The sequence below is a fragment of the Verrucosispora sp. WMMA2121 genome, from assembly GCF_027460185.1.
Classification (GTDB): domain Bacteria; phylum Actinomycetota; class Actinomycetes; order Mycobacteriales; family Micromonosporaceae; genus Micromonospora; species Micromonospora palythoicola.
Genome location: NZ_JAPZBH010000006.1, coordinates 1536923 through 1552467, shown reverse-complemented (window position 1 = coordinate 1552467; position 15545 = coordinate 1536923). Strand labels below are relative to the sequence as shown.

Annotated in this window: 13 protein-coding genes and 1 tRNA gene; 10 read left to right on the top strand and 4 right to left on the bottom strand. The window is 71.7% G+C overall.

All coding sequences use genetic code 11. The features are described from left to right. Window positions 1–51 precede the first annotated feature (51 nt). From O7605_RS15980 to O7605_RS15950, 7 genes are all read left to right on the top strand, one after another. Window positions 52–660, top strand: coding sequence for a GNAT family N-acetyltransferase (locus O7605_RS15980; RefSeq protein ID WP_216592750.1), 609 nt, complete (start codon window positions 52–54; stop codon window positions 658–660). 178 nt (window positions 661–838) lie between these two features. Then, window positions 839–1777, top strand: a complete 939-nt coding sequence (locus O7605_RS15975) for a hypothetical protein (RefSeq protein WP_443083934.1) — start codon at window positions 839–841, stop codon at window positions 1775–1777. A 240-nt stretch (window positions 1778–2017) separates the two neighbouring features. Next, window positions 2018–2091 (top strand) — tRNA-Ala (locus O7605_RS15970). 92 nt (window positions 2092–2183) lie between these two features. Beyond that, the gene (locus O7605_RS15965) at window positions 2184–2891 is read left to right on the top strand and encodes a class I SAM-dependent methyltransferase (RefSeq protein WP_269739922.1); all 708 of its coding nucleotides are present in this window, start codon (window positions 2184–2186) and stop codon (window positions 2889–2891) included. Between the two features lie 230 nt (window positions 2892–3121). Then, window positions 3122–4570: a family 43 glycosylhydrolase gene (locus O7605_RS15960; RefSeq protein ID WP_269739921.1), complete on the top strand. Its 1449-nt coding sequence runs from the start codon at window positions 3122–3124 to the stop codon at window positions 4568–4570. Between the two features lie 56 nt (window positions 4571–4626). Then, the gene (locus O7605_RS15955) at window positions 4627–5022 is read left to right on the top strand and encodes a hypothetical protein (RefSeq protein ID WP_269739920.1); all 396 of its coding nucleotides are present in this window, start codon (window positions 4627–4629) and stop codon (window positions 5020–5022) included. Then, complete coding sequence (locus tag O7605_RS15950) at window positions 5022–7445, top strand: DUF4132 domain-containing protein (RefSeq protein ID WP_269739919.1); 2424 nt, start codon at window positions 5022–5024, stop codon at window positions 7443–7445. The genes O7605_RS15955 and O7605_RS15950 overlap by 1 nt, the downstream gene beginning before the upstream one ends. A 93-nt stretch (window positions 7446–7538) precedes the next feature. Here O7605_RS15950 and O7605_RS15945 read toward each other — a convergent pair whose 3' ends face one another. Beyond that, window positions 7539–8195, bottom strand: a complete 657-nt coding sequence (locus O7605_RS15945; RefSeq protein ID WP_269739918.1) for a 4'-phosphopantetheinyl transferase family protein — start codon at window positions 8193–8195, stop codon at window positions 7539–7541. A 235-nt stretch (window positions 8196–8430) separates the two neighbouring features. Between O7605_RS15945 and O7605_RS15940 the strand changes: the two genes are divergently transcribed. Then, on the top strand, window positions 8431–8790 hold the full coding sequence (locus O7605_RS15940; protein WP_443083933.1) for a hypothetical protein: 360 nt from the start codon (window positions 8431–8433) through the stop codon (window positions 8788–8790). Between the two features lie 267 nt (window positions 8791–9057). Here O7605_RS15940 and O7605_RS15935 read toward each other — a convergent pair whose 3' ends face one another. Continuing rightward, window positions 9058–10746: a dolichyl-phosphate-mannose--protein mannosyltransferase gene (locus O7605_RS15935; protein ID WP_443083932.1), complete on the bottom strand. Its 1689-nt coding sequence runs from the start codon at window positions 10744–10746 to the stop codon at window positions 9058–9060. Between the two features lie 66 nt (window positions 10747–10812). On the opposite strand from O7605_RS15935, the gene rsmI reads away from it, so the two are divergent. Further along, complete coding sequence (gene rsmI / locus O7605_RS15930) at window positions 10813–11679, top strand: 16S rRNA (cytidine(1402)-2'-O)-methyltransferase (RefSeq protein ID WP_443083931.1); 867 nt, start codon at window positions 10813–10815, stop codon at window positions 11677–11679. A 9-nt stretch (window positions 11680–11688) separates the two neighbouring features. On the opposite strand, the gene O7605_RS15925 is transcribed toward rsmI, so the two are convergent. Continuing rightward, window positions 11689–12615 carry a hypothetical protein gene (locus O7605_RS15925; protein WP_269739916.1) on the bottom strand — a complete coding sequence of 309 codons (927 nt, stop codon included), beginning with the start codon at window positions 12613–12615 and terminating at the stop codon, window positions 11689–11691. Window positions 12616–12774: 159 nt separating this feature from the next. On the opposite strand from O7605_RS15925, the gene metG reads away from it, so the two are divergent. Beyond that, window positions 12775–14577, top strand: a complete 1803-nt coding sequence (gene metG, locus O7605_RS15920; RefSeq protein ID WP_269739915.1) for a methionine--tRNA ligase — start codon at window positions 12775–12777, stop codon at window positions 14575–14577. Between the two features lie 100 nt (window positions 14578–14677). Here the strand turns inward: metG and O7605_RS15915 are convergent, their stop codons facing one another. Next, on the bottom strand, window positions 14678–15529 hold the full coding sequence (locus O7605_RS15915) for an alpha/beta fold hydrolase (RefSeq protein WP_269739914.1): 852 nt from the start codon (window positions 15527–15529) through the stop codon (window positions 14678–14680). Window positions 15530–15545 lie beyond the last annotated feature (16 nt).

Genomic DNA, 15545 nt, shown 5'->3' with positions numbered 1-15545 from the left:
ACGTTCGGGAGTGGAGGTTCGGTGTTCCGACGGGCGCCTGGCTGGCCGGCGGTGCTCTCCGACGGCCCGGTACTCCTACGGCCGTACCGGCGGTCGGACGCGGCGGCCTGGTCGCAGGTGCGCCGAGCCAACCGGGAGTGGCTGGCCCCCTGGGAGTCATCGCTACCCGGCGACTGGGACGACCTGAACTCCCCGGCGACGTTCCGCTGGGTCTACCGCGACCAGCGACGCTCGGCCCGCACCGGCGAGGGGATGCCGTTCGCGGTCTGTCTGCACTCCGACGGTGTGGAGCGGCTGGTCGGTCACATAAACGTGGGCAACATCGTGCGCCGAGCCTTCTGCTCCGGATACGTCGGCTACTGGGTGGACCGGCGGGTGGCCGGCCGAGGCGTCATCCCCACCGCGCTGGCCCTGGCCGTCGACCACGCCTTCGGCCCCGGCGGTCTGCACCGGATCGAGGTCAACATCCGCCCGGAGAACCGGCCGTCCCGTCGGGTGGTGGAGAAGCTGGGCTTCCGCGAGGAGGCGTACCACGCGCGCTACATGCACATCGACGGTGCCTGGCGCGACCACATCGGCTACGCGATGACCAGCGAGGAGATCGCCGCCGAGGGTGGCCTGCTGGCCCGCTGGCACCGGCTGCGCGCCCGTACCCCGTGAGCCGTCCCACGTGCGGGATCGGCGCGGCGCGGCGGTTCCCGCGACGGTGACCCGTAACCTCAGGTAACTGCAAGCTGCGGCAGGCGCTGTCCGCTCCGCACGATTCACGTCGCCGACGCCGATCGGTGGAAGATCCTGCGGCCGGCTCGCGCTTGCTCCGAATCTGGTGACGGGAGGGGTGAGGGTGCCGACCTCGGTGCTCCTCGCCGTCCTCGCCGCCGCCGGGCTGCTCGCCCTCGCGCCGGCGCTGGTTCGCCGGTACGACGCCGCCGAGCGGCTGGTGGCGGAGCGGGCGCAGTCGACGGCGCGGGTGCTCCAGCGCCGCCGACGTCGCCGTACTGTCCCCGGGCGGCGGCCGGTCAACCCGTCCCGCGCCCTGGTCATCACTCTCAGCGAAGATCCCGACTCGGGGGAACTCGCCACTCCGGTCTCCGGTCCGCCCGCCCTGCGGCGTGCGGTTCCCGCCCCGTCGCGCTCGGGCGAGGCACCCGGCCGGGTACCGCGCTCGCGTGCCGCCGGTCGGCCAGGTGACGCCTCCGTCGGCGACGCGGCAGCGAACGGTGGGAACGCCGGGCGGGCACTGCCGCGACGTTCCGGAAGGCCCAGCCGGCTGCGCGCCGTGCCGGCCGGCGGGAACCGTCCCCGCCGTCGCCCCGACCGCCGTCGCCACCACACCCCCGCCATCTACCGCCGTCGCCGGGTGCTGGCCGCGCTGGTGCTGCTCAACGCGGTCGAGCTGGTTGGCGTGCTGGTGGTGGGCCCCGGCTTCTGGATCAGCTTCGCGGTCACCGCCACCCTGCTGATCGTGTACGTCGTACACCTGCGCGCCCGCGCGGTGGCCGACCGTCGCCGACGCCGGGCCCTGGCCCGCGAGGCCGCGTGGCTGGCCGCCCGCCAGGCCGAGGTACGCCGGGAGCAGGCGCGCCGGGCGGCTGCCCGCCGGGAGGCGCAGCGCCGCCTGGCGGCCCAGCGGGAATCCGTCCGGCGCAGCGCGATGGGCCTGGACCGCCCGGCAGACCTGCCGCAGGCGGCCAACGGCGGCTCGGTCTCCTACCGCCGTGCCGGCGGCCTGCGTGGCCGCCCCTACGAGGCCGGCCCCGGCTCAAACAGCGCCTGACCCCGCCCTTCGCTCGCGCCCGTCGGCGGGCGAGGCGACAGGTTCGGGGAAAGTGCTGGCTCGGGCCGGCCGAAGGCCGCACTATCGGGGAAACTGCGCGGATCTCGCCCACCCGGCCCGGTCGAGGTGGGCCGGGCCGGGTGGGCGGGGTGATTCGCGGCGGGAGTGCTCGACCTGTTAGCCTTGTCGCCGGCCCGCCCGGTGACAGCCGGGTGGGACCGACGCCGGTTGGCCGGCGGAGGGGCTGTGGCGCAGACCGGTAGCGCACCTCGTTCGCATCGAGGGGGTCAGGGGTTCAAATCCCCTCAGCTCCACCCAGTTCAAAGGCGGGTTCTCGAATGATCGAGAATCCGCTTTGATCGTTTGACCGGCAATGCCGGCGCGGCGGTTGGTGCAGACTGGCCGGATGCGGGGTGACGAACGGCAGGCGCGGGTTCGGGAGGTACGCCGCAGGCTGGCGCAGAGTGGCCCGCCGTGGACGCGGGAGCACGAACGGGACTTCGAGACGGTCACTCTGCCGGAACGGGATTGTGATCTGCTGCGGGACCTGTTGATCTCGGACCGGGTCGAGACCGTGGTCGAGGTCGGGCTCGCGTACGGCAGCTCCGCGTTGGCGATCGGGGAGGCGTTGGTCACGATCGACCCGCCGCATCCCCGGCACATCATTGTCGACCCTTTCCAGCAGCGGGCGTACGCGAACGTCGGCTGGGACCTGTTACGCACCGCCGGCCTGGACTCCACCGCCAGGCTGATGTGCGCGTGGTCCTCGATCGCGCTTCCAGCACTCGTCACCGATGGTCTGATCGCCGACGCGGCGTTCGTGGACGGTAGTCATCGCTTTCACGAGGTCTTCGTGGACCTCTACTTTCTGCGCAAGATCGTTCGGCCATGCGGGTTGATCGTGATGGACGACGACTGGACGCCGTCGGTGCGTACCGCGGTGCGGTACTACGAGAGGAACCTGGGCTGGGCGGCGATCCCCGACGCCTTCACGGGCGGCACGCTCCGCAACATCGGCGACGACCCGGCGGCGGAACTGGTGCCCCGTTGCCGGGCGATCCGGCTGCCCGAGTCGATGGCCGAGCCGCCCTTCGAACAGTTTCACCCCTCCTGAACAGCACCCCACGTCACGTCTGTCCTGAGTGGGCGATCAGGTTGGCCTGGCTGCGGTGCGGCCGTGTTGTAGCGGCCGACGCGTTACGGCCGAGATTCGGATAGATGTCATTGTCTTGACGGCGATGAATGTTAACGCTATCAATGAGGGAGCGGGCACGGCGGGCACGGTCGGACGGGGACCGTGCCCGTCCCGGACGACCGGCTCGCGGTGGCGGGAGGGCGAGGGCGATGGCGCGTCGGAAGCTCACGTACCGCAGTTGGGTAGCGCTGACCGCCGCCCTGGTGATGGCGGCGATCAGCTCCCTGGTGGGGCCGGCCGCTCCGGCGCGGGCCGCCGCCGTCACGTTCACCAACCCGTTGGCCGAGCAGCGCGCCGACCCGCACATCTACCGGCACACCGACGGCTACTACTACTTCACCGCCACGGTGCCCGAGTACGACCGGATCGTGCTGCGCCGCGCCACCACTCTCCAGGGGCTTGCCACCGCCGCCGAGCGGGTGATCTGGCGCCGGCACGGCAGCGGCGAGATGGGCGCGCACATCTGGGCCCCGGAGATCCACTTCATCGACGGCCGGTGGTACGTGTACTTCGCCGCCGGCCGCACCGACGACATCTGGGCCATCCGGCCGTACGTGCTGGAGAGCGGCGCCGCGAACCCGCTCGACGGCCCGTGGATGGAGCGTGGCCAACTCCAGCCGGCGCGCAGCAGCTTCTCCCTCGACGCCACCACCTTCGTGCACCACGGTCAGCGCTACCTGGCCTGGGCGGAGTACGCCGGCAACAACTCGAACATCTACCTCGCCCGAGCGGTCAACCCCTGGACGTACGCGGGCACCCCGACCCTGATCGCCACCCCGTCGTACGCCTGGGAGACCCGGGGTTACCGGGTGAACGAGGGGCCGGCGGTGCTGATCCGCAACGGCCGGGTCTTCATGACCTATTCGGCGAGCGCCACCGACGCCAGTTACGCCGTCGGGCTGCTCACCGCCTCGGCGAACAGCGACCTGCTGAACCCGGCGTCCTGGAGCAAGCGCGCCACACCGGTGCTGGCCAGCGACAGCCGGACCGGCCAGTACGGCCCGGGGCACAACTCGTTCACCGTCGCCGAGGACGGCAGCGATGTGATCGTCTACCACTCCCGCAACTACGAGCGGTACCTCGGCAACGGCTACGACCCGCTCAACGACCCGAACCGGCGGACCCGGATCCAGCGGGTCTACTGGAACGCCGACGGCACCCCGAACTTCGGCGTACCGGTGCCGGACGGCCTGACCCCGGTCCGGCTGCGCGCCCACGATCTGCCCGATCGCTACCTGCGGCACTGGGAGTTCCGGGTCCGGCTGGAGCCGAACGTGACGAACCTGGCCGACTCGCAGTTCCGGATCGTCGCCGGCCTGTCGAACTCCGCGGCGATCTCGCTGGAGTCGACGAACTACCCCGGCTACTTCCTGCGGCACCGCAACCACCAGATCTGGGTGGAACGCAACGACGGCTCGAACCTCTTCCGGCAGGACGCCACCTTCACCCGCCGCTCCGGGCTCGCCGACCCGACGAAGGTGTCCCTGGAGTCGGTCAACTTCCCCGGCCAGTACGTCCGTCACCGGGACGGACTGCTCTACCTGGAGCCGGTACCGGACGCGACCGCACGTGCGTCGGCCACCTTCGCCCTGGAGTAGCCCGTCCCAACCGCGTCGGGCCGGACTGTCGGAGGGCGTACCTAGACTCACGCGACATGGCGACGGTGACCTTTGTGGACGAGAGCACCGCGGGAGCCCGGACTCCCGCGTGGGCCTTGCAGATCTTCGAGGAGCGGTTGACGCTTCGTGAGCTGATCCGCCGGCGGATCCACCAGGAGGTCGCCGAGCACAACGCGGCCAGCCCGCGGCCACGCCCGTCGCTGGTGCAGCCGACCTCGACCGAGCGGGCACTCAACGGTGACCCGGGTGAACGACCCCGGCGCCGGGTCGACCCGCAGCGGCAGATCGCCCTCGCCGAGCAGGCGTTCCGCAGCAACGGTTTCGTGGTGCTGGTCGGCGACCGCCAGGTCGAGGAGTTGGACGACGAGGTCGACCTGCGGCGCGACACCGAGGTCACCTTCCTCAAGCTCGTCGCGCTGGTCGGCGGCTGATGACCACCACCACCGAACCCGTCTGGTACGCCGACCGGGCCCGCGAGCTGATTGCCGCGAACGACCTGGACAAGTTGGCAGCTCACCTGCACACGCACGCCCGGCTCTGCCGCGACCACCCCGAGGTGCGCGCCGCACTGCGCGCACTGTCCCGTCCGGACGTGACGCGTCTCGTGCTGGCCATGGCCGCCGTCGTGCGGCAGGACCGGGTCCACGCCTGGCCGCCACGCGACCTGATCGGCCAGCTGTCCCGCCGGTTGCCCACCGAGTTGGCACCGGAGCAGCTCCGGGAGTTCGCCGCGTTCGCCGTCGACGAGCCGTACGCTTTGTCACCGACCGCGCTGGAGACGGTGGCCCGCGGCCTGGCCGCCACCGGCCCGATTCCGGCCGACCTGATGGAGGCGCTCGTCGACCGGTCCGACGAGAGCCAGCGGTTGCGGCAGTTCATCGCCGAGGTGGCCGGGCCGCAGCTCGACCCGGACGACCCGTGGGCCCGGCAGATCCTCACCGAGCTGCCCACCCTCGACCCGGCGTGGCGGCGGCTCGTCGGCCACGCCAGCACCGCCACCATGCCCCGCCCGAGCGCCGGCTGGTCGGCCGAGGCGGCCCGACTACTCGCCGAGGTGGACCCGCGCGAGGTGGGGCAGCTCGTCGACAGGTGGTTGGCCAGCGCCTCCCGCGTCCCGCACGCGCCGCCGAGCTCGGTGAACGCCGACCTGCTGCGTGGCCTGCTCTGGCTGGTCGAGCGGACCGGACCGGCACCGGAGCAGGTACGCCGGATCGGTGGCCTGGTCGAGGCGATGCTGCGTCGACTTCCCGGCGTCGGACCGGCCTGTCCCAAGGTGGCCAACGCGGCGGTCGGGGTGCTCGGGCGACTGGACGGCGGGCCGGCGCTGGCGCAACTTGCCCGGCTGTCGGCCCGGGTCACCTTCAAGGGCACCCGCAAGGAGATCGACAAGGCGCTCGACGCTCGTGCCGCCGCCCTCGGCATCGGCCGGGACGAGATCGAGGAACTGGCCGTCCCGGACTACGGCCTGACCGGGGTGGGGCGGCACGAGGTACCTCTCGGCGGTTGCCGGGCCGAGCTGTCGATCGTGTCCACAGGTGCCACGCTGACCTGGTTCACCGAGGCCGGCCGGCAGGTGAAGAGCCCACCGGCGTCGGTACGCCGGGACCACGCCGCGGAGTTGGCCAACCTGAAGAGCCTGGCCAAGGAGATCAGCGGCATGCTCACCGCCCAGGTGGCCCGGCTGGACCGGCTCTTCCTGGCTCAGCGCACCTGGACCTTGGCCCAGTGGCGGCAGCGCTACCTGGATCATCCGCTGGTCGGCACGCTGGCCCGTCGGTTGCTGTGGCTGGTCGACGGGGTGCCCTGCGGTTGGGCCGACGGCGCGTTGCGCACCGTGGACGACACCGCGGTGGTGGTCGGCGACGACGCCGAGGTGCGGATCTGGCATCCGATCGGTCGGCCGGTGCCGGAGGTGGTCGGTTGGCGGGAGTGGTTGGCGCGGCACCGGATCGTCCAGCCGTTCAAGCAGGCGCATCGGGAGGTCTACCTGCTCACGCCGGCCGAGGAGACCACCGGCACGTACTCGAACCGGTTCGCCGGGCACATCCTGCGTCAGCACCAGTTCCATGCCCTGGCCGCGGCCCGGGGCTGGACGGACCGGTTGCGGTTGATGGTCGACGACTCCTATCCGCCGACCTTCCGCGAACTGCCCGGTTGGGGGCTGCGCGCCGAGTACTGGGTGGAGGGGATCGGCGACGAGTGGGACACCGACACCACCGACAGCGGGTCGTACCTGCGGCTGGTCACCGACCAGGTGCGTTTCTACCCGATCGCCGCCGCGCAGAACTGGTCGCACGCCTCCGGTGGCGGCTACGCGGCAGCACGGTGGACGGACGCCCGGCCGGGGGATCCGTTGCCGCTGGACCGGATCCCGCCGCTGGTCTTCAGCGAGATCATGCGGGACGTCGACCTCTTCGTCGGGGTGGCCAGCGTCGGCAACGATCCGACCTGGTCGGACGGCGGCCCGCAGGGCCGGTTCCGGGACTACTGGTCGTCGTACAGCTTCGGGGAGTTGTCCGCTACCGCCGAGACCCGACGGGAGTTGCTGACCCGGCTGCTGCCCCGACTGGCGGTGGGCCGGCGGGCCCGCATCGACGGCCGCTTCCTGGTGGTCGACGGTGACCTGCGCACGTACCGGATCCACCTGGGTTCGGGCAACATCCTGATGAGCCCGAACGACGAGTACCTCTGCATCGTGCCGGACCGGGGCGCGGGCCGGACCGGAGAGCCGCAGTTTCTGCCGTTCGAGGGTGACGGTTTGCTCGCGGTCATCCTCAGCAAGGCGATCCTGCTGGCCAGGGACACCGAGATCACCGACGCGTCGATCACCCGTCAGATCAGCTCCACCCGGTAGCCGCCGGCAGGCCGTGTGGACACCTCGGCACGAGGTGCTGCCGTCGGCTCGGCGTCCAGGGCGGTGCCGGCGTCCGTCGGTGGCACCCGTTCTCTACGGCGGGGTGAGTACGGCCGCGGTGCGGACGAGCGTGGCGTCGACCGTGAAGCGTCCGTTGATCAGCGCGGGTGGCCGGGCTGCCGCCGCGTCGGTGACCCGGGTGGGTGAGATCCGCGCGGTGAAGGTCCCGGCATCGGGATCGAGGTGCACAAGTGCGTCGTGGAAGTCCAGCCAGCTGCCGACGACCGGATGCCACACCTTGTAGACGGTCTCCTTCGCGCTGAAGAACACCGCGGGCCAGCAGATGCCCGGCGGCAGCCGCTCCACCTGATCGTCCTCCTCGGGCAGGCAGATCAGTCGGCGTACTCCCGGACCGAGTTCGCGGTTCTGCTCGGCGTCCATGCCGACCGCGCGGATCTCGTCGCTGCGCGCGACGGCCGCGGCGCAGTAGCCGCGGGTGTGGGTGATGGTGCCGACCAGGCCCGCCGGCCAGACGGGTGAACGGTCGGCGGCGGCCGGTACGGCCGCCGGCGGCAGACCGAGCGCGGCCATCGCCCGGCGAGCACACACCCGCCCGGCGGTGAAGTCGCGGCGTCGGCTGTCCACCGCGCGGTCCCCGAGGCAGGTCGCCTCGGCCGGGTGCAACTGCCCGGACCAGTCGTCCGGACCCGCCACGGCCACCGCGACGGCGGGCGGAAGCAGGTCACGCACCTGCGGCTCCGGGGTCGTGCGTTCGGTCACTGGTGGCGTCAACAATGACCGGCGACGATGGATGCCTCCGGGTGATGCGGTGCCTGGGGCAGGTCGCGGCGGCCATGGTTGGTCAACGTACCGCAACGACGTAACGGCGCAGCGTCCCCGGACGCTGTAGGTGCGCACGGGCATGTTCGGCCCGGCGGTGGGCGGGCACGCCCGCCGCCACCGGTGGAGGCGGGGAAGGAGCGCGATGACGGGTGTTACGGATCGCTCGGGTGTCACGAGGGCGGCGAACGGGGCCGCCCCGGAATGGGCGGGCGCGCACGCTCCGGTGACCCCCGAATGGACGTGTGGCACCTGCGCCGCCGAATGGCCCTGTGCGCCCAGACGCGAACAGTTGCTCGCCGAGTACGGCGTGGATCGGGCGATGCTGAGCGTCTACCTGGGCGCCTGTCTCGCCGCCGCCGCCGAGGACCTGCACGTCGCCGGGGCGACGTCGTTGCGGGACCGGTTCTTCGGCTGGTTGCCGCGCCGCCCGCTGTCCGGCGGGTCGTCCCGCCCGCACGACAGTTCCACGACAGGCGATGCCGCGGGAAGTGGACCGGCATGACGGATCGGTTCAGCAGTGCCCTGGGCGGTGCCTGGTGGGCGCAGCGTCCGCGAGACGTCACGCAACGGCGACAGTGACCCCGAATTCTTGTCGCATTCAGCGATCGTCGGAAATCTGACCCACGCCGCCCCGTTGTGCCCTCGGTCGCGGGTGGTTAAGCTGCAGGTGCGCGCCCCAATCGCCCGCTTCCCCCGTGGCAGGCGATCGGGGCGCGTCCTTTTTCCCCGAGAAGGGCCCGTACGCCGAGGCGTACGGGCCCTTCCGCGGTCAGATCCAGCGGCCGCCCAGCCACATGCGCGCCGACCAGTCGTCGTACGGCAGCGTCCAGCCCACGAAGATCGGATAGAAGTACGCGAAGCATAGGACGACGAGCGCCACGTACGCCCCGGCGATCACCCCGCCGACCAGCCGGCGGTCGCGGCTGGCCTCCTCGTCGGCGCCGGTCACGGCCAGGCTGCCGCTCGGTCCCGCCGGCGAGGCGATGGCACCCAGCACGTAGACCACGGCGAACACCAGGAACGGCAGCGCGGGCGCGGCATAGAAGGAGAACATCGTCCGGCCGTCGAGGGCGAACCAGAACCAGGGCAGCAGCCCCGCCGCCACGGTGAGCAGGAGCGCTCCGGCCCGCCAGTCCCGCCGGGCCAGGCCGAGCCAGACCAGCGCCACCAGCGCGGGCAGGAACGACCACCACAGCAGCGGGGTGCCCAGCAGCAGCACCTCCTCGGCGCAGGTCGCCGCACCGCAGGGGCCCTCGCCGGTCCAGTGGAACGCCACCGGCCGACCCAGCAGCAGCCACTGCCACGGCCACGACTGGTACTTGTGCGGATCGTCGAGCTGGCCGTGGAAGCCGAGCGCGGCCTGGTGGTACTGGATCAGGTTCCACAGCGGGCCGACGATCGGTGCGTCGCTGAGCCCGGCGTCCGGGTACCGCTCGGCGAGCCGGTAGTAGCCCTCCTGGCTGAACAGCCAACCGGACCACGTCGTGACGTAGGTGACCGCCATCAGCAGACCGGCGAGCACCATCCAGGGCACGCCGTCGAGCAGGGTGTCCCGCCACGGCCGGGGTACGCCGGCCGACCGCCGGGCGCCGACGTCCCAGAGGAACATCAGCAGCGCGAAGACCGGTACGAAGAACAGTGCGCTCCACTTCACCCCGAAGGCGCAGCCGAGCAGCACCCCGGTGGCCAGCCGCCACCAGGGCCAGTTCCGCCAGCCGCCGGGTGGCCGGCCGGCCCGCCCCCGGGCGGTCGGATCCAGCCCGGACTCCAGGGCCCGGGCCCACCGGCGTCGCGTCGCGTCCCGGTCCAGCACCAGCGCGCCGAAGGCGGCCAGGACGAAGAAGAGCAGGAAGATGTCGAGCAGCGCGGTGCGGGACAGCACCAGGTGGAATCCGTCGACCGCGAGCAGCAGGCCGGCGGCGCAACCGAGCACCGTGGAACGGAACATCCGGCGACCGATGCGGACCATGAGCAGCACCGACAGGGTGCCGAGCAGCGCCGCGGAGAAACGCCAGCCGAACTCCGGGGCGGTGGTGAACAGGTGGCCCGGCACCGAGATGCCGTGCTCGGCGTCGCTGTAGCCGAAGGCCCACTCGCCGAACCCGATCAACCATTTGCCCAGCGGCGGGTGGACCACGTACGACGGCGCGTTGTTCGTGTAGTTCCACTCCACGGCCTTGTCGATCAGCCCCCAGCCGTCCCGGGCGTAGTAGACCTCGTCGAAGATCTTGCCCGGCGGATGGCTCAGATTCGCGAACCGGAGAACCGCCGCGATGACCACGATCACCGCCGTGGCCAGCCACGAACGACCGTCCAGCCCGGCCTCGACGGTGGCCAGCCGGCGGCGGATCGTCGCCGGTACGCCACTTTCCGCCGGTCCGGGGGCGGTGGCTGGGCTCGCCGCCGGCTCCGAGGGCTGGTCGGGGCTCGCGCTCTGTGCTGTCGACGCACTCGTCACCCGGCGATCGTAGGCTGCCAAGGGGGCCGCTGGCGCCCGTCGTCCCCATATCCGGTACGCCCGTCGATGAAGGAGTGCGCTGCTGTGGGTGGAATGTCCGAAACCGGTCGCCTGATTCTGCTCGGCGCGCCGCTCGGCAACCCGGCCGACGCCTCCAGCCGACTGCGGGACACGCTCGCCGCCGCCGACGTGGTCGCCGCCGAGGACACCCGCCGGCTGAACCGGCTCGCCCGCGACCTCGACGTGACCATCGCCGGCCGGATCGTCTCGTACTTCGAGGGCAACGAGGAGCGGCGTACCCCGGAGCTTGTCGACGTGCTCACCGAGGGATACGTGGTCGCGCTGGTCACCGACGGCGGCATGCCGAGCGTCTCCGATCCCGGCTACCGGTTGGTCCGTGCCGCGCTGGAGGCCGGGGTGCCGGTCACCGCCGCCCCCGGTCCCAGTGCCGTCACCACCGCCCTCGCCCTGTCCGGGCTGCCCTGCGACCGGTTCTGCTTCGAGGGTTTCCTACCGCGCGCCCCGGGCGCCCGGCGGGCCCGCCTGCGGGCCCTGGCCGCCGAGGAACGGACGCTCGTCCTCTTCGAGGCCCCGCACCGCATCACCGCCGCGCTCGCCGACCTGGCCGACGCGTTCGGTGCCGACCGGCCCGCCGCCCTCTGCCGCGAGCTGACCAAGACGTACGAGGAGGTGCGGCGTGGCCCCCTCGGTGAGCTGGCCCGATGGGCGGCCGACGGCGATCCGCGCGGCGAGATCACCCTCGTGGTGGCGGGCGCCCCCGCCGCACCCGCCGTCCGCCCCGACGACGACGCGCTGCGCGCGGAGGTGGCCGAGCGCGAGGCGGCGGGTCGTAGTCGCCGGGACGCGATCACCGACGTCGCGGCCGAGTACGGGTTGCGCCGGCGTGACGTCTACACGCTCGTGCATCGGTGAAGCCGGACGTCACCAGGCGGCGATCAGGAAGCCGAGGGCGGTCAGCGGCGGGCCGGCCAGCGAGGCGGCGACCGCCCAGCGTCGCTCGGTCGGATCGGGCAGCCGGGTCGCGCCGGTCCAGCGGGCGATGCCCAGCGCGCAGCCGAGCACCGCGAGCATCCCGAGCAGCCAGCGCAGTTGGGCGCCCACCCCACGGTCGGCGTACGCGACGTGACCGTCCGGGCCGGTCACCCGGGCGGGCAGGACCGAACCGGGCACCGCACGGTCCCGGGGCACCCCGCTGACCCGTACGCCGTGGATCCGGAACTCCTCCTCCGTCGCCGTGAAGATGCCCCGGCACCGCTGGGTCAGCCCGTCGCCGGAGCACCTGGTGACGACCACGGCGCCGGAGGTGGCGTGCCCGACCGCGAGCCAGAGCGGGCCGGCGCTGACCCAGGCGAAGAAGGCCGCCGCGAGGCTCAACCCGATCAACGCGGACAACCCCGCCAGGGGATCCGGCGGATGGCTGCTCCGCTCCCGGCGTCGACGTGCCGGTCGAAACCGCTGCCACCACGGATCGGTGCCGCCGGGCGTGTCCTGCCGCACCGGCGTGCCGTCCCAGTGGACCTGCTCGATCGGTGCCCAGAAGGTGTCCTCGTCCGGCGTACCGTCGTCACGCGACCGATGCCGGCGGCCGCGACGCCCGACCGGCCGGACCGGAACCCGCCGTGGCAGCGTGTCCGCCGGTGCGCCGGTCGTCGGCTCCACCTCGACTCCGGTGGGTGACTCGACCGTCGCGGAGTCGGCCCGGTCCGGCCCGGCCGCACCGTCCGGTGCCGGCGAGGGCACCGCGCGGGGCTGGGGCGCCACCACCTGGGTACGCGACGCGGCGGAGTTCGGCCCGGCGTCGGGAGAAGGGCCGTCGGAGTGGTCTCGGGCGGCTCGGCTGCCAGTCACGCGTTTCATTTGACACCGCTGACGGTGGTTGATCGGGCAGCTCAAGCAGCGTGTCGATGACAATTCGGACTATTTGTCGAGGGTGGTTGGGCCATCCTGCCGACCAGGGACCCCTATTGGTTCGCGGCCACCTCGCGGGGGTCACTAGGCTTTCTGTCCATGAGTCACGTTCTCGCGGCAGTGGCCTGGCCGTACGCCAACGGCCCGCGCCACATCGGCCACGTCTCCGGTTTCGGCGTTCCCTCCGACGTCTTCGCCCGGTACATGCGGATGGCCGGCCACGACGTGCTCATGGTCTCCGGCACCGACGAGCACGGCACCCCGATCCAGGTGCAGGCCGACGCCGAGGGGTTGAAGCCACGGGAACTGGCCGACCGGTACAACCGGGTGATCGTCGAGGACCTGCACGGGCTCGGCCTCTCCTACGACCTGTTCACCCGTACCACCACCGGCAACCACTACGCCGTGGTGCAGGAGCTGTTCGAGGGGATGTACCGCAACGGGTACATCGTGCCGAAGACCACGATGGGCGCCATCTCGCCGTCCACCGGGCGCACCCTGCCCGACCGGTACATCGAGGGCACCTGCCCGATCTGCGGCTACGACAGTGCCCGGGGCGACCAGTGCGACAACTGCGGCAACCAGCTCGACCCGATCGACCTGGTCAACCCCCGGTCGAAGATCAACGGGGAGACGCCGGAGTTCGTCGAGACCGAGCACTTCTTCCTCGACCTGCCCGCCCTGGCCGACGTGCTGCGGCAGTGGCTGGACACCCGGGAGGGCTGGCGTCCGAACGTCCTGCGCTTCTCCAGGAACCTGCTGGACGACCTGCACCCCCGGGCCATCACCCGGGACCTGGAGTGGGGGGTGCCGATCCCGCTCGACGGCTGGCGTGAGCGCACCGACAAGCGGATCTACGTGTGGTTCGACGCGGTCATCGGCTACCTGTCCGCGTCCATCGAATGGGCCCGCCGCACCGGTGACCCCGAGGCCTGGCGGAAGTGGTGGTCCACCGATGGTGAGGGGAAGGACTCGCAGGCGTACTACTTCATGGGCAAGGACAACATCGTCTTCCACTCGGTGATCTGGCCCGCGCTGCTGGCCGGCTACTCCGGTGAGGGCGGTCGTGACGGCGAGCCGGGCCGGCTCGGCCGGCTCAACCTGCCCACCGAGGTGGTCTCCAGCGAGTTCCTGACCATGGAGGGACGCAAGTTCTCCTCCTCGCGCCGGGTGGTCATCTACGTCCGCGACTTCCTCCAGCGCTACGACGCCGACGCGTTGCGCTACTTCATCGCGGTGGCCGGACCGGAGAACAACGACACCGACTTCACCTGGGCCGAGTTCCTGCGCCGCAACAACGACGAACTGGTCGCCGGCTGGGGCAACCTGGTCAACCGGTCGGTCTCGATGGCGGCGAAGAACTTCGGCGAGATCCCACCCATCGGCCCGGACGGGCTCACCGAGGCCGACGAGGCGCTGCTGGCCGTGGCGCGCGCCGGCTTCGACACGGTCGGCGACCTGATCGCCCGGCACCGGCAGAAGCAGGCCATCGGTGAGGCGATGAAGGTGGTCGCCGAGGCCAACAGGTACCTCTCCGAGCAGGCGCCGTGGAAGCTCAAGGACCCGTCCGCCAAGCCCCGGATGGGCACCATCCTGCACGTCGCCCTCCAGGTGGTCAGCGACGCCAACACGCTGCTCACCCCGTTCCTGCCGCACTCGGCGCAGAAGATCCACGAGCTGCTCGGCGGCACCGGCGTGCACGCACCGATGCCGGTGATCGAGGAGGTCGCCGACCTCGACGTCGGGCCCGGGTACCCGGTGCTGACCGGTGACTACACCCAGGGCGCGCGGTGGGAGTCCGTACCGCTCGTGGTGGGCCGGGCGCTCGCCGCACCCAAGCCGGTCTTCCGCAAGCTCGATCCCTCGATCGTGGACGAGGAACTGGCCCGGCTCGAGGGCTGACCGCGCAGTGATGGGCGCGTCCCGCACCGGGTCGCGCCCATCGTGTCGTCCGCGTGGCCCAGCGCGGTGCGATCCGCGCCGGACGGCGGCCCGGCCCGGATCAGGCGCGGGCCATGGCCGGCGAACCGATGAACTCCATGATCGCCTTGTTCACCTCGGCGGCGTTGGTCCACGGCGTGCCGTGCGGCGCGCCCTTGAGGGTGACCAGCCGGCTGTCGGCGAGCATCGGCTGCAACCGCTGACCGGTCTTCGGGTACGGCAGCACGTTGTCCTTGTCGCCCTGCACGATCAGCACCGGCACGTCGATCCGGGACACGTCGGCCCGGAAGTCGGTGCCCCAGGCGTCCACGCTGTCGTGCGTGGCCGTGGCGGAGGCCATCGCCCCGATGTTCCAGTGCGCCCGGTACGCCTCTTCGCTGACCAGCTTGCCCTTGTTCTCGTCGTAGTTGAAGAAGTTGTTGCAGAACTGCGTGAGGTAGGCGAACCGGTCCTGCGTGATCGCCTGCTTGAACCCCTCGAAAAGACTCGGCTCGACACCCTCGGGGTTGTCCGGCGCCTGCCGCAGGTACGGCGCCAGCGGCGCCAGCAGCACCGCCCGCTCCACCCGGTCGGAGCCGTACGCGCCCAGGTAGCGGGTCACCTCGCCGGTACCCATCGAGTGGCCGACCAGGATCGCGTTGCGCAGATCCAGCTCGGTCATCAGCACGTCGAGGTCGGCGGCGAAGGTGTCGTAGTCGTACCCGAACGCCGGCTGCGCCGAGTTACCGAAGCCGCGCCGGTCGTAGGTGATCACCCGGTATCCGGCGTCGAGCAGCGGTCCGGAGACCTTCTCCCAGGTCGCCCCGTTGAACGGGAAGCCGTGGATGAGCACGATCGGCTGACCCGACCCGTGATCCTCGTAGTACAGGTCGATGGGCGCGGAGTTCTCCGTGCCGACGGTGATGAAGGGCATCTCGTCCTCCTGTCAG